This is a genomic window from Methanonatronarchaeum thermophilum, from assembly GCF_002153915.1.
In the GTDB taxonomy this organism is placed as follows: domain Archaea; phylum Halobacteriota; class Methanonatronarchaeia; order Methanonatronarchaeales; family Methanonatronarchaeaceae; genus Methanonatronarchaeum; species Methanonatronarchaeum thermophilum.
This window is the reverse complement of the sequence record NZ_MRZU01000003.1, coordinates 547,231-562,304: the sequence shown is the minus strand read 5'-3', so window position 1 is coordinate 562,304 and position 15,074 is coordinate 547,231. Positions and strand designations below refer to the sequence as shown.

Genomic DNA, 15,074 nt, shown 5'->3' with positions numbered 1-15,074 from the left:
ATTTTGTATAAGGTTTTAACATAATAATTTAGTCTTGTATATCAAGTGATACGGCCATGACGCCGTTGTTGTATTTATATCGGGCTTTTTTCGTTTTTACTTTAGAGGGTAGTTTAATATCGACTGAGTAGTCTTCTTTTGTTTTTGATGGAATGTAGATGTGCAATGTATCTTCATTGTATACTCCTATATGTATTTTTTCTTTTATCGCGCCGGGAGCTTCAACCAACACCTTGAGTCTATCACCTTTCTTAAATACATCAACGAAAGGCTTTTTTTTACCCTTTTTTTCACCTTTGGATCTGGTGTTGTCACTCTCCAGTAATGAGTCTTTGTATCCATACTTAAACTCTTTTTTCGCTTCCTCAAATGAACTACCCATTCTGCGGAAGATTTTCCCTAATGACTTGGATAACCAGTCTTCTCCCATTTAAATACCTCTTATGCCCTAAAACCAAATTCACTCACTATATTTATTAGGAACCATAATACAAAAAACATTTTTAGTCACATAAAATAGGGGTATTGTTTCGATTCGATGCATCACCAATAAGTTTTCTCAACCGGTCTCTTAATATAAGGTATGAAATCTATCTTTTGGTTGTTTGGCCTGAATTTATAATTGATTGTGTACGATATATATTATTGATGACAACTGAAGTACTCCTTATTAACCCACCGGATTTCAAGTCTAAATATAAAAAATATTTTAATATCAGGGCGCCTCCGTTAGGGATTGCTTATATTGCGTCAGTTTTAGATGAGAACGATATAGATGTAGTTTTAATGGATTGTGCTGCAGAGGATATAGGTTATGATGAGATGGCGCGAAAGGTTGGGGAGTTAGATCCTTTTTTGGTTGGGGTTACATCTACAACACCATTGATACCTGAAGCTCTGAGGTCTATTCAAGTTGCTAAAGAAGCTTCCAATGCATATACAGTGTTAGGTGGGCCACACCCTACATTTATGCATGAAGATATTCTTAACCAGAATGAATCGGTAGATTTTGTAGTTAAAGGTGAGGGGGAGTACACAGTTTTAGACCTATATCAGACTTTGAGAGAGGAGGGTGACTTAAGTAATGTTGAAGGAATTGTGTTTAGGTCTGAGGGTAGAGTTGTTGAAAATGAGGACCGAGCTTTAATTGAAGATCTTGATTCCTTACCATATCCAGCTAGGCATCTGCTTCCTACCGATAAATATGTGGTTTTCGATGACAGGATGTCTATCACAACTATGGTCTGTAGCAGGGGATGTCCGATGCAATGTTCGTTCTGCGCCTCTTCTGCTCTACATGGTAAAGCAATTCGTAAGAGGTCTCCTACAGATGTTGTTGATGAGATGGAGCATGTTAAAGAAACACTAGATGTATCCACTATTGCGTTTATGGATGACACGTTTACATTGCTTCCTGACTGGGTTCGTGAATTTTGTAGAGAGTTGAAGGATAGAGATATAGATATCGGGTGGGGATGTACTGCAAGAGTTGACAAGATCGATAGAGACATGATAGAGTTGATGAGGGATGCCGGATGCCACACTATTTTTATAGGTGTTGAATCTGGTAACCAAGAGATACTTGACAGGGTTAAGAAAGGGACTCAAACCAGTCAGGTTAAAAAGATATTTGAAACAGCTAACGATGTTGGAATGAGAACGGTGGCTTCATTAGCTATTGGCTTGCCAGGTGAGACAAGAGAAACGGTTAATAGAAGTATTCAGTTTGTCAAAGATATTAAGGCTAACTACGCTTTGTTTTCGATTGCCACGCCCTACCCTGGAACTGAGTTCTACAATAATATGAAGGATATCGGTAAGATTAAGGGTGAGTGGGGGGATTATGACCTGTTTTCCCCTGTTGTAGAGACAACTACCCTAACTTTAGAGGAGATACATAGCCTACAGAAACAAGCTTTCAAGGAGTTTTATTTAAGACCAACATACATAATGAAGAACCTTGTTAAAGAGGGAGTACCGTTCTTTAAAGTGATGTCGGCTATTTTAAAGCAATCTATGAAACAATCCAACTGAAAAACAAGAGCTAAAATATACTCTTTTTTTTGTTTTTATGGTTTTTTTGTATGTTTTCATAGAAAAATGATAACTATTTAAAGGAAGAAATGTATTTAGTTGGCGTTTTATGATTGGTTATGGATATTTTGTTTGGATAGCTTTGTTTTTGTTTTTATTGGCTGCTGTCTTCTCTGTGTATAGGAGGGATAGTAGGATTGTTCATGTAGTTGGTGGTGTTGGTTGGTTGTTGTTTGGGGTTTATTGGCTTTCTGTTCCTGAAGGTTATATTGAGATTCAGGATTATTTTAATGCGGTTTTAACCGGCTCTGCATCGTTTTTGTCGTGGGCTGTTGGTTATCTTGAGTTTAGGAGTGTGTGGAACGCTGAGTTTAGAGAGGAGTCTGTTTTTTTAACTAGATTGGCTGCTATTGCTGGGGGTATTTACTTTCCTTTAGCTTATTTGGCTGGAGGTGGTTTTGATTTTCTACAGGTATTGGTTGCTCATAACACTGCTTTTATCCTTGAGTTGATAGGGATGTCCGTTGATCGTTATGGAACTACTTTAGTTTATTTAGATGGTAGTTCTATGACGAATATAGATATTATTTTTGCTTGTACTGGTATTGAGAGTATGGCAGTATTTACTGCCGCTATTCTTTCTTCTCATGACGCTTTAAATAGTAAGTTGAAGGCTTTTATCACCGTTCCTGTTATTTATCTACTTAACTTGGTTAGGAATGTTTTTATTGTTTATGCAACAGGTAATGATTTATTTGGTGATTTGACAATATTGGGTATAACGGGTAGTTTTAACATTGCTCATCATGTGTTTGCTAAAATAGGTTCTTTGATTGTTCTTTTTGTACTAGCGTATTTCTTGTTAACTGTGTTGCCACAGCTTCAAAAGATGGTTGTACGTGTGTTGTTGGTTCCAATTAAGATGTTTAGGGGTTTGAAATGAAGGTTGCTAGTGAGGGACTTAAGATATCGGGTGTGTTGTTCGGTTTATCTATCGTTTTTTTCTATCTAAGGTATTTAGTGCTAGGTTCCGTCTTTTTGTTTTTCGCTTTAGCTGTTTTGTTTTTCTTTAGAGACCCTGATCGTGAGATTAATGGTGAAGGAGTTGTTTCTCCTGCGGATGGTAAGGTTTTGGATGTGAAAACGGTAGGAGGTAGGCCGGTTGTATGTATTTTTCTCAGTTTGCTCGACGTTCATGTGAATCGAGTACCCCTCTCTGGTGAAGTAGTAGATGTTGAACACCATCCTGGTAGGTATATTCCAGCCTTCAAGAAGGAGTCTGAGAATAATGAGAGGAATGAGGTTTTCTTGTCAACTGATTGGGGTGAGTTTAAGGTGGTTCAGATAGCTGGTTTTTCTGCGAGAAGGATTAGGTGTTACATCAATCCTGGTGAGGTTGTTGATAGGGGTTCGAGGTTTGGTTTGATTGCTTTCAGCTCCAGGGTTGACCTGTATTTTCCAGAGGAATTTGATTTGGATTGTATTGGTGTTGATGAGGGAGATAGGTTGGTTGCAGGGGTTACTAAGGTCGCTGACCTACCGGAGGACTAGTTTTTTACACAAAAACTTAAGTAATTAAAGAGTTTTTGAATAAAATAAAAAATATTTTAAAAAGTTTTTGTTTAAACACCTCAAAAAACCCGATAAAAACCTAAACATAAACATAAACCATAAAAACAAACTTTAAAAAAGAATTTTTAGGAAAGGACAGCTAGATGAAAACCAACCTTACCATACCTGACATAGTTACAATAGGAAACCTAATAGCTGGATTCATAGGGATAGTATACTTAATACACGGACAACCATTGATATCAATCAAACTAGTAGTCCTAGCAGCAATACTAGACGGCCTAGACGGCGTTCTGGCTAGAAAATTACAAGAAGACGACTCCAGCAAGTTCGGCGCCCAACTGGACTCACTCGCTGATGCAACATCATTTGGTGTACTTCCAGCATTAATACTGTATACAACACTAAACACCGTTTTTGCAATCGTTTTAGCAGTTTTATTCCTATCAGCGTCAATAATAAGGCTTGCAAGATTCAACATAACCCAAACCGAAGATTATTTCCAAGGTATACCAACAACCTGTGCAGGATTAACACTTGCAATATACACAATCTACTTCGACGAATTGATAATGACCACCATCATAGTTCTCGCATTATCGATATTGATGATATCAGAGATAAAATACCCAAAAATACCATTCAAACCCAGAATTGCCGCTGGAATACTATTGATATTGGTATTAATAACCACAGGCCCATTCTTCACAGCCACTACAACAGCTTTATTAGCACTAACAACAGCCTATATCATTATATTCCCATTAAAAAACACCAGCCTTAAAACTGCAATAACCAAAAAATCATAAAATATGAACCACAAAACCAGATAAAACTTAAGAGAGGTCAGGTAAAATAAACTGTGGCCACGAGGGCCTGTGGCTTAGGCGGTTAAAGCGCACGGCTGATAACCGTGAGATCCCCGGTTCGAATCCGGGCGGGCCCACTAAAAACAAAAAACAAAGAACTAAATTAAAAACACAATTTTTTTGGTTCTATAGCTTATTTTACATCAATTCATCTCTAAATAGGTGTTAATACAAACTTTATCGGATTTTTAGAGATATATTGTTTGAAAAAACCCTACCTAAAAACTGCTTTATATAAAAGTTGGTTTAAGGCCCATATACTCTGAAAACACCATCTTCATTAGCAATATAGAAAACATCATTCAAACAATAATCATAAAATGAATCAAGTTTTTCCCTATAAATAACTGGTTTTTCATACATTCCACAGGCATAACCATCCATCAATTTAATTTCATCATATTGGTTAGCTCCAACCTCATTTAAAATCATATAATGGAGCTCTCTAACTTCAGTAACCTCTTCTATAACCCTTCCTTCAACACCTGGTTTCTTTACAATCAATGGAACATTTATCAAGTGTTTATTGGTGGAAAAATGATGTCCGAACTTACATTCCTCACCAATTAACTCACCATGATCGGAGAAAACAACAAACAAAGTATCTTCATAAACTCCATATTTCTTAAATAAATTCAAAACCACACCGAACAGATCATCGAGAAAATCAATCTCAGCATTATACAAACGATTCAACACATCCAACTCATCCATAAACACCCTACCACCATACTCCAAAGGCATCGACTTTAAATCACCAACATCTCTCTCCACACCATGCCTTTTTTTATATCTCTCAGGTGGGTTATACGGATAATGTGACTCAACCAAATTGATATAACAAAAAAAATCCCGGCCACTATGTCTATCTAAAAAACGTTCTATAGACCTAATTTGATCTAAAATACCATAACAATCTTTAGGTGGATTAAGTAGATTAAGTTTAGAAAAAGACAAAATCAGTTTTCTTTGAACAATATCCAGATCACTCTTCCCTAACGAACTCCAAAAACTATGGAAATACCTAGATTTACCCAATATAGTTCTATCTTCATCAAAACCCTTAGTAGCCCCAGTAACAGGTGTTAACCAACTATTATTATGAATCATCGAAGTAAAATATCCTTCATCACGTAACTTAACAGGTAAACAATCGATCCCACCATCTACAAACGGTTTTGATTGGTTTCCTTGATGCTGCCATGGATATAAACCGGAAAGAAATGAAAGTTGAGATGGAAAACTCCAAGGTGCCTGACTAAAAGCATTCATATACACATCAGAGGATTCCGCAAACTCCTGAAAAACTGGAGTAAAATCGATATCACCATTATACGGAGACAAGCGATCCCTCCTAACAGTATCAAAAACCAAAACAACAACATTCATAAAACATCACACCTAAAAAACAAAACCTAATAGAAACTAAGTACCCAACTAATAAAAAAACTCTCCAAACCAAATCAAAACAAACAATAAAAATACTGAAAAAAAATAAAACCAATATAGATATAAAACAATTCTGTTATAGGATTCAAATAAAATGGATCGACTGGATTGGCGTAAAACCGGATTTATTGTTTTAAGTATAATAGCCTTACTATCCCTACCGTCTTTTTTCGAACATGCTCGTTGGTTTATGACGGGGCATGTAGAGTCAATGGTGATCCAAGGCAGATGGGACCTCGTCCTACTTAACGTAGGAATTTTCCTCATCTTCCTACTACCACTCTCATTTAGACGTAAAATCGAATGGAAATCGATGGGAATATACACAGCATTCATTATATCACTATTTGTTGAGATGTATGGCATTCCATTAACAGTCTACCTCTCATCTGCAACAATTTTCTCACCAGCTGGAGCACCTCCAACCCAAGAAGTCATTTTCTCATTCACCTTCCTAGGCCAATCCCTATCAATGACCCTCTGGAAAATTATTGGAGCAATAATAAGTATAATCGGCATGGTGATCGTGGTTCTCGGATGGATTACTTTATATAAAAAAAGACAAAAAGAAGACCTCGTAACCACTGGAATATACCGTTATTCACGCCACCCTCAATACCTAGGAATCATATTAATAGCCTTCGGCTGGTTCATTCACTGGCCATCCCTACTCACCCTAGCCATGCTCCCAGTTCTAACCTACTTCTACTACAAACTAACCGTCGATGAAGAAAAAGAAGTCATGAAATCAATCGACAACCCGAAACAATACCAAAAATACATAGAAAAAACACCTAGATTTATTTAACAACACCCACACCCATAAATAAACTCAGAAGCTTGTGGTCTTAACTTTGGCGCAGTTCTCTTCAGATTGGTTAAAAACAGTGTGTGAACAACACTCTGGTTTTATCTAAAAAACATTTTTTTGGAAAAACTAATGTTTTTCTCGGTTGTATTGGTGTTTTGGTGCTAATAATGAAAGCTGTTGGTTTTAACGGAAGCCCTCGTAGTGATGGAAACACTAAGATTTTAATTGAAAAAGTTTTTGATGAACTTGAAGACAGAGGTATCGATTGTGAATCGATACAGGTCGGTGGAAAACAAGTTAGAGGGTGCACTGCATGCCTAAAATGCTTCGATAACAAAAACATGAAGTGTACAATCAACGATGATATAATAAATAAATGTATTGGTAAAATGGCTGAAGCTGACTGTATTATAATCGGTTCCCCAACATACTACTCCGACCTAACACCAGAAACAAAAGCACTTATCGATAGAGCTGGATACGTATGTTCAGCTAACGACAATTTCTTACGTAGAAAAATAGGCGCAAGTGTCTCCGCAGTTAGAAGAGCCGGATCAATCAACACTTTAGATTCAATAAACCACTTCTACCTAATAAACGAAATGTTTGTAGCCGGCTCCAGCTACTGGAACCTAGCGATGGGTGGCGACAAAAAAGAAGTCCTAAAAGATACAGAAGGAATGGAAACAATGAAAGACCTAGGCGAAAACATAGCCTGGATCCTACAAAAAATAAAATAACAAAAAATATAGGCCCCTATGGTGTAGCTAAAATATATGTTTTTATATTATCTCTTAAATCAGGGCTAAGACCCCTTCCTTCAGGGCGGGGAGTATGTCACAGCTCTATGAATATTCATTTATTTTATTTAATACTGTTTTTTCAAAGATTTTTTATCGGTTAGGATTTTTGTCTAACTTTTTTGTTTTGGTTTGGTTTGGCTTGGTTTTTTGTTTGGTTAGTTGGGTTTGTTGGTTTTTTGTTTGTGTGTTTTTTTGTTTTGGCTGTAGGGTTTTGTAGGCTCTTTCTAGTTGTTTTATGTAGTGTTTGGTGTCGATGGGGGTTTTTTGGTTGATTAATGCTATTTTGTCTCGGTTTTTTAGTTTTGAGTTTCTTATTATGTATTTGATTTTTTCTCCGGGTTTTTTGTCTATGTTTTTTTCTTTGTGTTTGATTAGGGCTGCTTTGTTTCGGTTCATTGTTTTGTAGTTTTTTATTTTTTTAGATGGTTTGGATGTGTATGCGAGTTTTTCTCTTGGTATAGATTTGTTTTTTAGTTTGTTTTTATATTTTTCTAGGACTTCTAGGGCTTCAATCTGTTTTTGTTTATATTCTTTTTCTGTATTGGCTTTTTTAAGTATTTCTAGAACTTCTTTCTGGAATTTTTTGATTATTTTGGGTGTATCATGTCGACGGGTTTCTATACCTCTTGTTTTTAATTCTTCGTTTTGTTTAACTCCGTAATATTTGTTTAGTGCTCCTGTTTTGCTGTCAAGTTTTGGTAGGAAAACCATCCATTTATATTTGTCTTCTATTTCGATAGGTATCCCTATTTCTTCGTTGACCTGTTTTTTAAATTTGTTTATGTCTCCATCTCCGGAGAGCCATAAGGAGTCTACAACACCATGTATTACTTTAAAACCATGTTTTTGAGCTATATGGCTTGTTTTAACCAGTATATCTCTTCCATATGCACAGATTGATTCGTGGCATTCAATTTTACCATATTTGGCGTTTTTATATCCAGTGTATCCGAAGCAAGTGACAAGTATCCATTTTAAAGCTACAACTCGACGTCTATCTCTAAGGCAACCACCATTCTTGGTTCTTTTTTTAAGCTGTTTCCTTCTAAGTATGACTGGCTCTATAACCTTGGGTAAAAAACCCTTTTTATTACATACTGTATAATCCAGTTGTGGGATTTTTTTGTTACCATGGTTGCAGCTGCAGTTTATGGTTTCAGGTGAAATGTTCTTTTTTAAAATTATGTTGGGAAACAATGATGAGTAATCTACTTCAACTACATCGCTGTGGAACCCGGTGATAGGTTGAAGGGTTAAACCTCCTCGATCGGCTTTGATAAGCTTTCTAGCACTTTTGAAGTCTTCAGGTACACTTTTCTTCCATGGAATAAGTATGTTGGATTCAAAAGCTTTAGCTATCTGCATTGAAGAGATAACTGTTCCAGGACTTGCTCGACAAACTTCATGTATTGGTCGGCTTGAAAGCCTTGATAGCTCTAGAACACCATCTAAACCACTTTCACCATATATGAAGCTATTTTTATTTATTTGTATGCGTCCTCTCATATACAGTGACATTGGTTTGTATATTGTCTGGCCATAAGACCTATAGGTATCTCCCCCAATCTCTTTGTCTCCAGGTAACCTACCAAAATGAATATCTTTTTCGGCTCTTTCTTTCAGGTAGTTTAGAACACCATCATCGGTATAGATTATATCTGGGTCCTGTTTCCTTATCTCTTTAACCAAGGAATCTATTTTCTCTTGTTCGCTCCCCTTAAACTCTGATCCATCAAGCTCTAGTGATTTCAATGATTTATCGTTTAAAGACCCGTTAGCTGTCTTAATATCTATTTCAACTGTCTTTAAATCTGGATTTACATAATCTAGATTCCATCTATCATGTCTCTTTAAATCTAAAGTTGGATATAAACCGTTTTGTAGTAGATATCTGAATGGAATGCTTAAATCAACGTTGTACAACGTATGTTCTTTATATCCACCGTTTTGATATAGTTCTCTGGAGATTTTATGTAGTTTTCTTGGATTCTTAACTATAACCTCGATGAAATCACTCGTTTTCTGACCAGGCCATCCACGTTTTTCAACAACCCGGGTATCTACGTCATAGCTGCTTAGTTTGTTAAATGCTTTTTTTGTATTGTTGGATTTAAAATAGAACTTTGGATAGAACTCTATACACTTCTTATGTATTCTGTTTTTAGATTTAAACCATAACTCAATGTTTTGGTTTTTGTCAACGCTTATATCGAACAGAATCATCTTTCTCGTTAATTTTTTCTTCAAGCTCCTGAATCCTGAGCTCCATCTTCAATAAGATTGATAGATAGATCGATTCCATTGGATACAACGGAGCTTGATTTGTTCCAGCATGCGCGGTCTCTATAGCCATTTCAAAAACCCTGTCAAAAGCATTACGTTCTTTTTGACGAAGCGCAGCTCTATAGTCACTCCACTCTCTCTTTTTCTCTTTAACCAAATCTCTATATGTAGGCGTAGTTCTACCCATCAATATCCACCTCAACAAAATGACTTAATTTCTTCTGAACCCTAAATGGAAAACTAAACTCCCTAACACCCTCAGCCTGAATATAACGATCTATTGTGGTTTGCTCTTTATCTAGATCTATAGAAAAACCTCCAACTCTATCCCTCCAACGAACTTTAACACTATCCTCACGTTTCTCAAGATAGACCACTTCATCCACAAAAACATCTAAAACATCTTCAAAAACCCCTAACCCCCCACGTGAAAAAACAACCGAAACAACATTTTTATCGACAGATACCTTCTTTAGCTCTGCTAAACAGTTCTCAAAAACCCCTAACCCCTCTTCACCACCCATATCACCGCTCTTAAAAAGAACCAATGGATCCAGAAAACAAAAAACACTAAAACTAACACTCCAAAGCTTCTCAATCAATCCAAAAACCTGATAACCGGTGAAAGCCCTTGAAACCAAGACCTTTAACACATCCTCCCTACCTACCCCCACACTATCCCCCTCCCTACCCAACCTATATGGATTGAAAGAACCACCACCATCTACAACAACACAAACACCAGCATTAACAGCAACAAACCTATAAAAAACATCAAGACAACCACTACCTCTAAATAAAATAACATTCCCACCACTAAACAAAGAAGATTCTATAACCCTATCAAACCCAACAAATCCAGTACTAAACATAACCAAATAAAAATAGAAACCTAAACAAAAACCGATTTCCAAGAGAGTGAATCGAAAATGAAACAAAAAACAAACTAAAACAAAATAAAACAACAAAAAAAACACCTATATAAAGAACAGTATGAGTTATTTAGGGCTTGAACCACGCTCCACAGCGTTACTTGGAGTGTTCATTGGGTTTTTTCACGAAGCGTTTGCGCTACCCCCCACCCATAGGGCTTCCGCGCTTTACCGCTGTGAAACGATTGTTGGTGGATAGGGGCTATAGTGTTGAAAAACATCGGCCTCTGTTTTTTTAGCTTTACCATTGGAGTAAAGCCTTGATGATGTGGGTTATGGTCAGGTCGCCCTGAAGTGGTGTAAGTTCATTGTTAGTGACGTCCAACGTTTGCTTCAATTTGAAGTTTGAACAGGAGTGCCTACAGTACTGCTGTTTCAGCGGTGGGTAGCTGAATTCAGCACTAAAGACCTGTATGTATCAGGGAATTCATTTAAATCTATTTCATCAACTTCTTTATCGAATACAACTCTACCCTCTTTCAATATCGATACCGAGTCACATAATTCAAGTCCTCTCTCGGTGTTATGAGTAGTCATCAAAACAGTTTTTGAATCCAACTCTGATAATGTATCTCTTAACATCTCACTGGCCTGTAGGTCGAGACCGGTATATGGTTCATCCAATAAAAGAACCGGGGGGTCGTGAAGAAGTGCTCTGGCAATAGATAGCCTTTGTTTCATGCCTCTACTGAAATCTTCAACCAGGTCGAAACGTCGATTAGACAAACCCACTTTGGATAGAAGAGTGTGAACCTGCTCCATATCAACTTCATATAAACCAGCGTAAAAACTCAAATTTTCTAATGCAGTTAGTTTGTTATAAAAATAGGATTTATGGGAAACAACCCCTACTTGGGACCTAACACCAACTGGATCTTTATTTAAATCCACTCCATTAACAAACGCGGTACCAGATGAAGGCGCCATAACTGTAGACAATATTTTAATCAATGTGGTTTTACCGGCACCATTAGGTCCAAAAATAGTTTTAAAACCACTGGCAACAAAACTAACTTCATTTAAAGCCCTCGTATACCCAAAATCCTTAACAATAGCTTCAACCTCAAGCATAAACCCACCAAACAACAAAACAAACCCAAAATCTAATCAAAATAAACCTCAACTTCCTTATAGACTATAAACCCTTCATCCAATATTAGTTTTCATTATAGAAGCAGCGCGGAAATCCACGACTTCAGTCGTGGGAGGAAGCGCGTAACATCACAACCACAATCCACCAACTACAACAGGACTAACTCCCCAACGTTTTTGAACTACCAAGCCTGGGTTTAGTGGTCTTAGGTTGTTTAGAGAATGAAGTCGATATTGTTGATGTGGCTGGTTATTTTAAGGTGGTTTTCTGGTTTTTTGTACCTAAAAAATAAATGGGTGTTTTTAGTTTTATATTATTGTGGTTGTTGTTGTGTCTGGTGAAGTTGGTTCGGATGATGTTGTGGATGTACCTGTTCCTGAGGAGGATGCTGAGGATGTTAGTATCCATGAGGAGGGTGTTGAGCTTGAGAGAACTATTGGGTTGATGGGTGGGCTTACTATTGGTGTTGGAACGATGATTGGGGCTGGTATATTTGTTTTTCCAGGCCTTGCTGCTGGGAATGCCGGTCCTGCAGCCATCTTGAGTTTTATTATTGGTGGTTTAATCGCTTTGTTGGTTGCGTTACCTGCTTCTGAGTTGGCGACTGCGATGCCTAGGAGTGGGGGTGGTTATTTTTTTGTTTCAAGGGCTATGGGTGCTAAGCCTGGTGGTATGGTGGGTATATCGCTTTGGTTTGGATTGGTTTTTGCTACTGCTTTCTATTTGGTTGGTTTTGGGTATTATGCTGTTGAAGTTATGTATGAGCTTGGGTTGACTGTTGGTTTTGATCCTGTTGTTTTGTTGTCTGTGTTTTTTGGTGTTTTATTGGTTGCTATCAGTATTTCTGGTACTGAAAATACTGAGAAGCTTCAGAACTTGGTTGTATCTCTTTTGATTGTGATTTTGGTTGTGTTTTTGGTGTATGGTGTTTTAGAGGTGGTTGGTGTGTTGGGTCGTGAAAGAATTCCGGAGGAGTTTGCACCATTTGGTATTGGATCGGTTTTTTCTACCGCTGCATTGGTTTTCACTTCGTACCTTGGTTTTGCTCAGGTTGCAACTATTGCAGGTGATATTGAACGGCCTAGCCGGAATCTACCTTTAGCGATGGTTGGTTCTGTTGTGATTGTAACTGTGTTGTATGCTTTAACCATTTTTGTTGCTACAGGCACGATAGATAGTGTAACTCTTGGTGGGTTTGGTGAGACAGCTATAATCGAGGTTTCTAGGGAACTACTTGGGGTTTTAGGCGCCATTGTGATTCTTATGGCTGGTTTGTTAGCAACTATCTCTAGTGCTAATGCTTCTATACTTGCTTCATCAAGAGCTCTTTACAGTGTGAGTAGGGATAGGCTTTTACCTCAAGGGTTAAGTAAGATTAACTTGAGGTATGGTACTCCTCATATCGCTTTGATATCTGCAGGTATACTCGTTGTTGGGTTGGTTTTGGTGGGTGAAGTTGAACTGCTTGCAGAGGTTGCTTCGTTTCTCCATCTGATTATGTATGGATTGATTTGTTTCTCGGTGATTTTTTTCAGGAGGATGTCGCCGGATTGGTATTCTCCAGAGTTTAAGACACCTGGATATCCTGTTTTACCGGTTGTAGGTGGAGTGGCGAGTTTTGCTTTAATAGCTTTTATGGAGCCTGTTTCTAGATGGATAGGTATAGTGATCTTATTGATAGCGGGTGTGTGGACATTGATTTATGCTTCAGATGTAGAACTTAAAGGAGTGTTGGATGATGAATAAAAAAATATTGATTCCAATCGAGGTTCTTGAAAAAGAATCGGTACCAGAGGGAGTGGTCGACTTGATGTCCGGTGTCGAGGTCATACTTCTTGGTGTTCACGAGATTCCGGAGCAGACGGCTGCAAGTCAAGCTAGTTCTCAATACAAAGAGAAGGTGGACAGTATTTTAAATAAAATAAAACAGAGTTTCGATGAAGCTGGGGCAAAAACAAAGACAAGACAAGCTTTCACACATAACAAAGCAGAAACAATTGAGAGAATAGAGAGAGAGGAAAACGTAGATGCAACAATTTTGTTGAATCCTATACCCCCACAAAAAAATATCCTGTTGGTATATAGGTATATAGAGAACTTAGAGAAAGCAGGAGCGCTAATAAACCAATTTGGATTAGGTGGGAGCGAAATTGGTTTGATGTTGGTCGAACCTGACGAAACAACATTGGACCAAGGAGTTTCAAAACTGATGAAGCAAGGAGTTAAACTAGAAAACATTAAGGAACGGATTGAAACGGATAGGGAGGACATAGTTAACGAGATTGAAAATAGGTCAGCTGATTATGGATTATTGATGATAGGTAGAGTGGATAGGGACTTGAAAGACCTTATACTTGGAGATATATCAAAGAAGATAAAAGAAGCAACATATGGCCCGGTAATATTAATAGAAGGAATGAAATCTGTCGACAAACCAAAAAAGGAGGAATAAAAAACTTATATATACCTGATATAGGGTAGATATATATCGAAGGTGTTGTAGATTTAGACTGAAACGATGGTAATCTGGAGCTATTATGAGGATTTATCTTTCTAAAACACTGGTTTTGGTTTATAAAGACCTTTTAGTTGAGATGAAAACCAAAGAGATGTTGACAACGATGTTGGCTTTCTCAACTATGGTTATAATAATACTAAATTTTGCATTACCCAGTTATTCTGTTAGTGAATTTAAAGAGATATTTCCTGGATTGCTTTGGATTACTTTTGTTTTTGCTGGGATATTAGGATTAAACCAGAGTTTTGCGTTTGAAAGAGAATCTAACTCGATTAAAGGTGTGCTTCAGACACCGATAGATTGGAGTGCGATTTATCTTGGTAAAACGATTTCAAACTACATAATAATATTATCTGTCGAGTTATTGACACTATTAGTTTTTATTGCCTTGTTCAACTTAACCTGGATAATTGAATACCTACCAAAGATTGTTTTGGTGATTTTAGTAGGTACCTTCGGTTTTATATCTGTTGGAACCTTACTCTCTGCAATAACCTCTTCAAGCAGATTACAAACGATGATACTGCCTGTCCTCTTGTTTCCAGTCATACTACCAATCTTAGTTGGGTCTGTAGAGGCGACCCAACTCGCTATAACAGGAGGCGGTGACTACATACCGTGGATACAGTTGTTAATTGCATACGCAGTGATATTCTTTACAGCTTCAATACTAACATTCAACTACGTAATGGGGGAATGAAAAACTGAAA

Annotated in this window: 15 protein-coding genes and 1 tRNA gene; 10 read left to right on the top strand and 6 right to left on the bottom strand. The window is 37.3% G+C overall.

Translation table 11 applies throughout. The features are described 5' to 3' along the window. Window positions 1-28: 28 nt before the first annotated feature. Complete coding sequence (locus AMET1_RS04050; protein ID WP_086637192.1) at window positions 29-430, bottom strand: Hsp20/alpha crystallin family protein; 402 nt, start codon at window positions 428-430, stop codon at window positions 29-31. A 218-nt stretch (window positions 431-648) separates the two neighbouring features. On the opposite strand from AMET1_RS04050, the gene AMET1_RS04045 reads away from it, so the two are divergent. The 5 genes from AMET1_RS04045 to AMET1_RS04025 all read left to right on the top strand — a co-directional run bounded on the left by AMET1_RS04045 (window position 649) and on the right by AMET1_RS04025 (window position 4,552). Further along, a complete protein-coding gene (locus tag AMET1_RS04045; RefSeq protein ID WP_086637382.1) occupies window positions 649-2,034 on the top strand; it encodes a B12-binding domain-containing radical SAM protein in 1,386 nt (461 codons plus the stop codon). Window positions 2,035-2,143: 109 nt separating this feature from the next. Next, window positions 2,144-2,977, top strand: a complete 834-nt coding sequence (artA, locus tag AMET1_RS04040; protein WP_086637191.1) for an archaeosortase A — start codon at window positions 2,144-2,146, stop codon at window positions 2,975-2,977. After that, window positions 2,974-3,585, top strand: coding sequence for a phosphatidylserine decarboxylase (locus AMET1_RS04035; protein ID WP_086637190.1), 612 nt, complete (start codon window positions 2,974-2,976; stop codon window positions 3,583-3,585). Before artA ends, AMET1_RS04035 begins: the two co-directional genes overlap by 4 nt. A 164-nt stretch (window positions 3,586-3,749) precedes the next feature. Next, window positions 3,750-4,415 (top strand): CDP-diacylglycerol--serine O-phosphatidyltransferase, encoded by a 666-nt coding sequence (gene pssA / locus AMET1_RS04030; RefSeq protein WP_086637189.1) that lies wholly within the window; start codon window positions 3,750-3,752, stop codon window positions 4,413-4,415. A gap of 63 nt (window positions 4,416-4,478) precedes the next feature. Beyond that, window positions 4,479-4,552 (top strand) — tRNA-Ile (locus AMET1_RS04025). A gap of 169 nt (window positions 4,553-4,721) precedes the next feature. On the opposite strand, the gene AMET1_RS04020 is transcribed toward AMET1_RS04025, so the two are convergent. Further along, a complete protein-coding gene (locus AMET1_RS04020) occupies window positions 4,722-5,864 on the bottom strand; it encodes a sulfatase-like hydrolase/transferase (protein ID WP_086637188.1) in 1,143 nt (380 codons plus the stop codon). A gap of 154 nt (window positions 5,865-6,018) precedes the next feature. Here AMET1_RS04020 and AMET1_RS04015 point away from each other — a divergent pair, with 154 nt between their 5' ends. Further along, the gene (locus AMET1_RS04015) at window positions 6,019-6,732 is read left to right on the top strand and encodes a methyltransferase family protein (protein ID WP_086637187.1); all 714 of its coding nucleotides are present in this window, start codon (window positions 6,019-6,021) and stop codon (window positions 6,730-6,732) included. Window positions 6,733-6,902: 170 nt separating this feature from the next. Further along, entirely contained in the window at window positions 6,903-7,475 is a 573-nt protein-coding gene (locus AMET1_RS04010) for a flavodoxin family protein (RefSeq protein WP_086637381.1), read from the top strand. A 153-nt stretch (window positions 7,476-7,628) separates the two neighbouring features. Here AMET1_RS04010 and AMET1_RS04005 read toward each other — a convergent pair whose 3' ends face one another. From AMET1_RS04005 to AMET1_RS03990, 4 genes are all read right to left on the bottom strand, one after another. Next, a complete protein-coding gene (locus AMET1_RS04005; RefSeq protein ID WP_161490754.1) occupies window positions 7,629-9,785 on the bottom strand; it encodes a DNA polymerase domain-containing protein in 2,157 nt (718 codons plus the stop codon). Next, complete coding sequence (locus tag AMET1_RS04000; protein ID WP_086637185.1) at window positions 9,736-10,008, bottom strand: hypothetical protein; 273 nt, start codon at window positions 10,006-10,008, stop codon at window positions 9,736-9,738. The genes AMET1_RS04005 and AMET1_RS04000 overlap by 50 nt, the downstream gene beginning before the upstream one ends. Beyond that, window positions 10,001-10,693: a hypothetical protein gene (locus AMET1_RS03995; protein WP_143406839.1), complete on the bottom strand. Its 693-nt coding sequence runs from the start codon at window positions 10,691-10,693 to the stop codon at window positions 10,001-10,003. Before AMET1_RS03995 ends, AMET1_RS04000 begins: the two co-directional genes overlap by 8 nt. Window positions 10,694-11,128: 435 nt before the next feature. Beyond that, complete coding sequence (locus AMET1_RS03990; protein WP_086637183.1) at window positions 11,129-11,824, bottom strand: ABC transporter ATP-binding protein; 696 nt, start codon at window positions 11,822-11,824, stop codon at window positions 11,129-11,131. Window positions 11,825-12,176: 352 nt separating this feature from the next. Between AMET1_RS03990 and AMET1_RS03985 the strand changes: the two genes are divergently transcribed. From AMET1_RS03985 to AMET1_RS03975, 3 genes are all read left to right on the top strand, one after another. Further along, window positions 12,177-13,592: an APC family permease gene (locus tag AMET1_RS03985; protein ID WP_201721269.1), complete on the top strand. Its 1,416-nt coding sequence runs from the start codon at window positions 12,177-12,179 to the stop codon at window positions 13,590-13,592. Further along, window positions 13,582-14,298: a hypothetical protein gene (locus AMET1_RS03980; RefSeq protein ID WP_086637182.1), complete on the top strand. Its 717-nt coding sequence runs from the start codon at window positions 13,582-13,584 to the stop codon at window positions 14,296-14,298. Before AMET1_RS03985 ends, AMET1_RS03980 begins: the two co-directional genes overlap by 11 nt. An 85-nt stretch (window positions 14,299-14,383) precedes the next feature. After that, on the top strand, window positions 14,384-15,064 hold the full coding sequence (locus AMET1_RS03975) for a heme exporter protein CcmB (protein WP_086637181.1): 681 nt from the start codon (window positions 14,384-14,386) through the stop codon (window positions 15,062-15,064). The last annotated feature ends 10 nt before the right edge of the window (window positions 15,065-15,074 follow it).

Excerpts from the sequence above, each read along its gene's own strand:
- pssA (WP_086637189.1), top strand. The coding sequence starts at position 3,750 with ATGAAAACCAACCTTACCATACCTGACATAGTTACAATAGGAAACCTA.
- AMET1_RS04050 (WP_086637192.1), bottom strand. The coding sequence starts at position 430 with ATGGGAGAAGACTGGTTATCCAAGTCATTAGGGAAAATCTTCCGCAGA.
- AMET1_RS04045 (WP_086637382.1), top strand. The coding sequence starts at position 649 with ATGACAACTGAAGTACTCCTTATTAACCCACCGGATTTCAAGTCTAAA.
- AMET1_RS04020 (WP_086637188.1), bottom strand. The coding sequence starts at position 5,864 with ATGAATGTTGTTGTTTTGGTTTTTGATACTGTTAGGAGGGATCGCTTG.
- AMET1_RS04010 (WP_086637381.1), top strand. The coding sequence starts at position 6,903 with ATGAAAGCTGTTGGTTTTAACGGAAGCCCTCGTAGTGATGGAAACACT.
- AMET1_RS03975 (WP_086637181.1), top strand. The coding sequence starts at position 14,384 with ATGAGGATTTATCTTTCTAAAACACTGGTTTTGGTTTATAAAGACCTT.
- AMET1_RS04015 (WP_086637187.1), top strand. The coding sequence starts at position 6,019 with ATGGATCGACTGGATTGGCGTAAAACCGGATTTATTGTTTTAAGTATA.
- AMET1_RS03990 (WP_086637183.1), bottom strand. The coding sequence starts at position 11,824 with ATGCTTGAGGTTGAAGCTATTGTTAAGGATTTTGGGTATACGAGGGCT.
- artA (WP_086637191.1), top strand. The coding sequence starts at position 2,144 with ATGATTGGTTATGGATATTTTGTTTGGATAGCTTTGTTTTTGTTTTTA.
- AMET1_RS03980 (WP_086637182.1), top strand. The coding sequence starts at position 13,582 with ATGATGAATAAAAAAATATTGATTCCAATCGAGGTTCTTGAAAAAGAA.
- AMET1_RS04035 (WP_086637190.1), top strand. The coding sequence starts at position 2,974 with ATGAAGGTTGCTAGTGAGGGACTTAAGATATCGGGTGTGTTGTTCGGT.
- AMET1_RS04000 (WP_086637185.1), bottom strand. The coding sequence starts at position 10,008 with ATGGGTAGAACTACGCCTACATATAGAGATTTGGTTAAAGAGAAAAAG.
- AMET1_RS03995 (WP_143406839.1), bottom strand. The coding sequence starts at position 10,693 with ATGTTTAGTACTGGATTTGTTGGGTTTGATAGGGTTATAGAATCTTCT.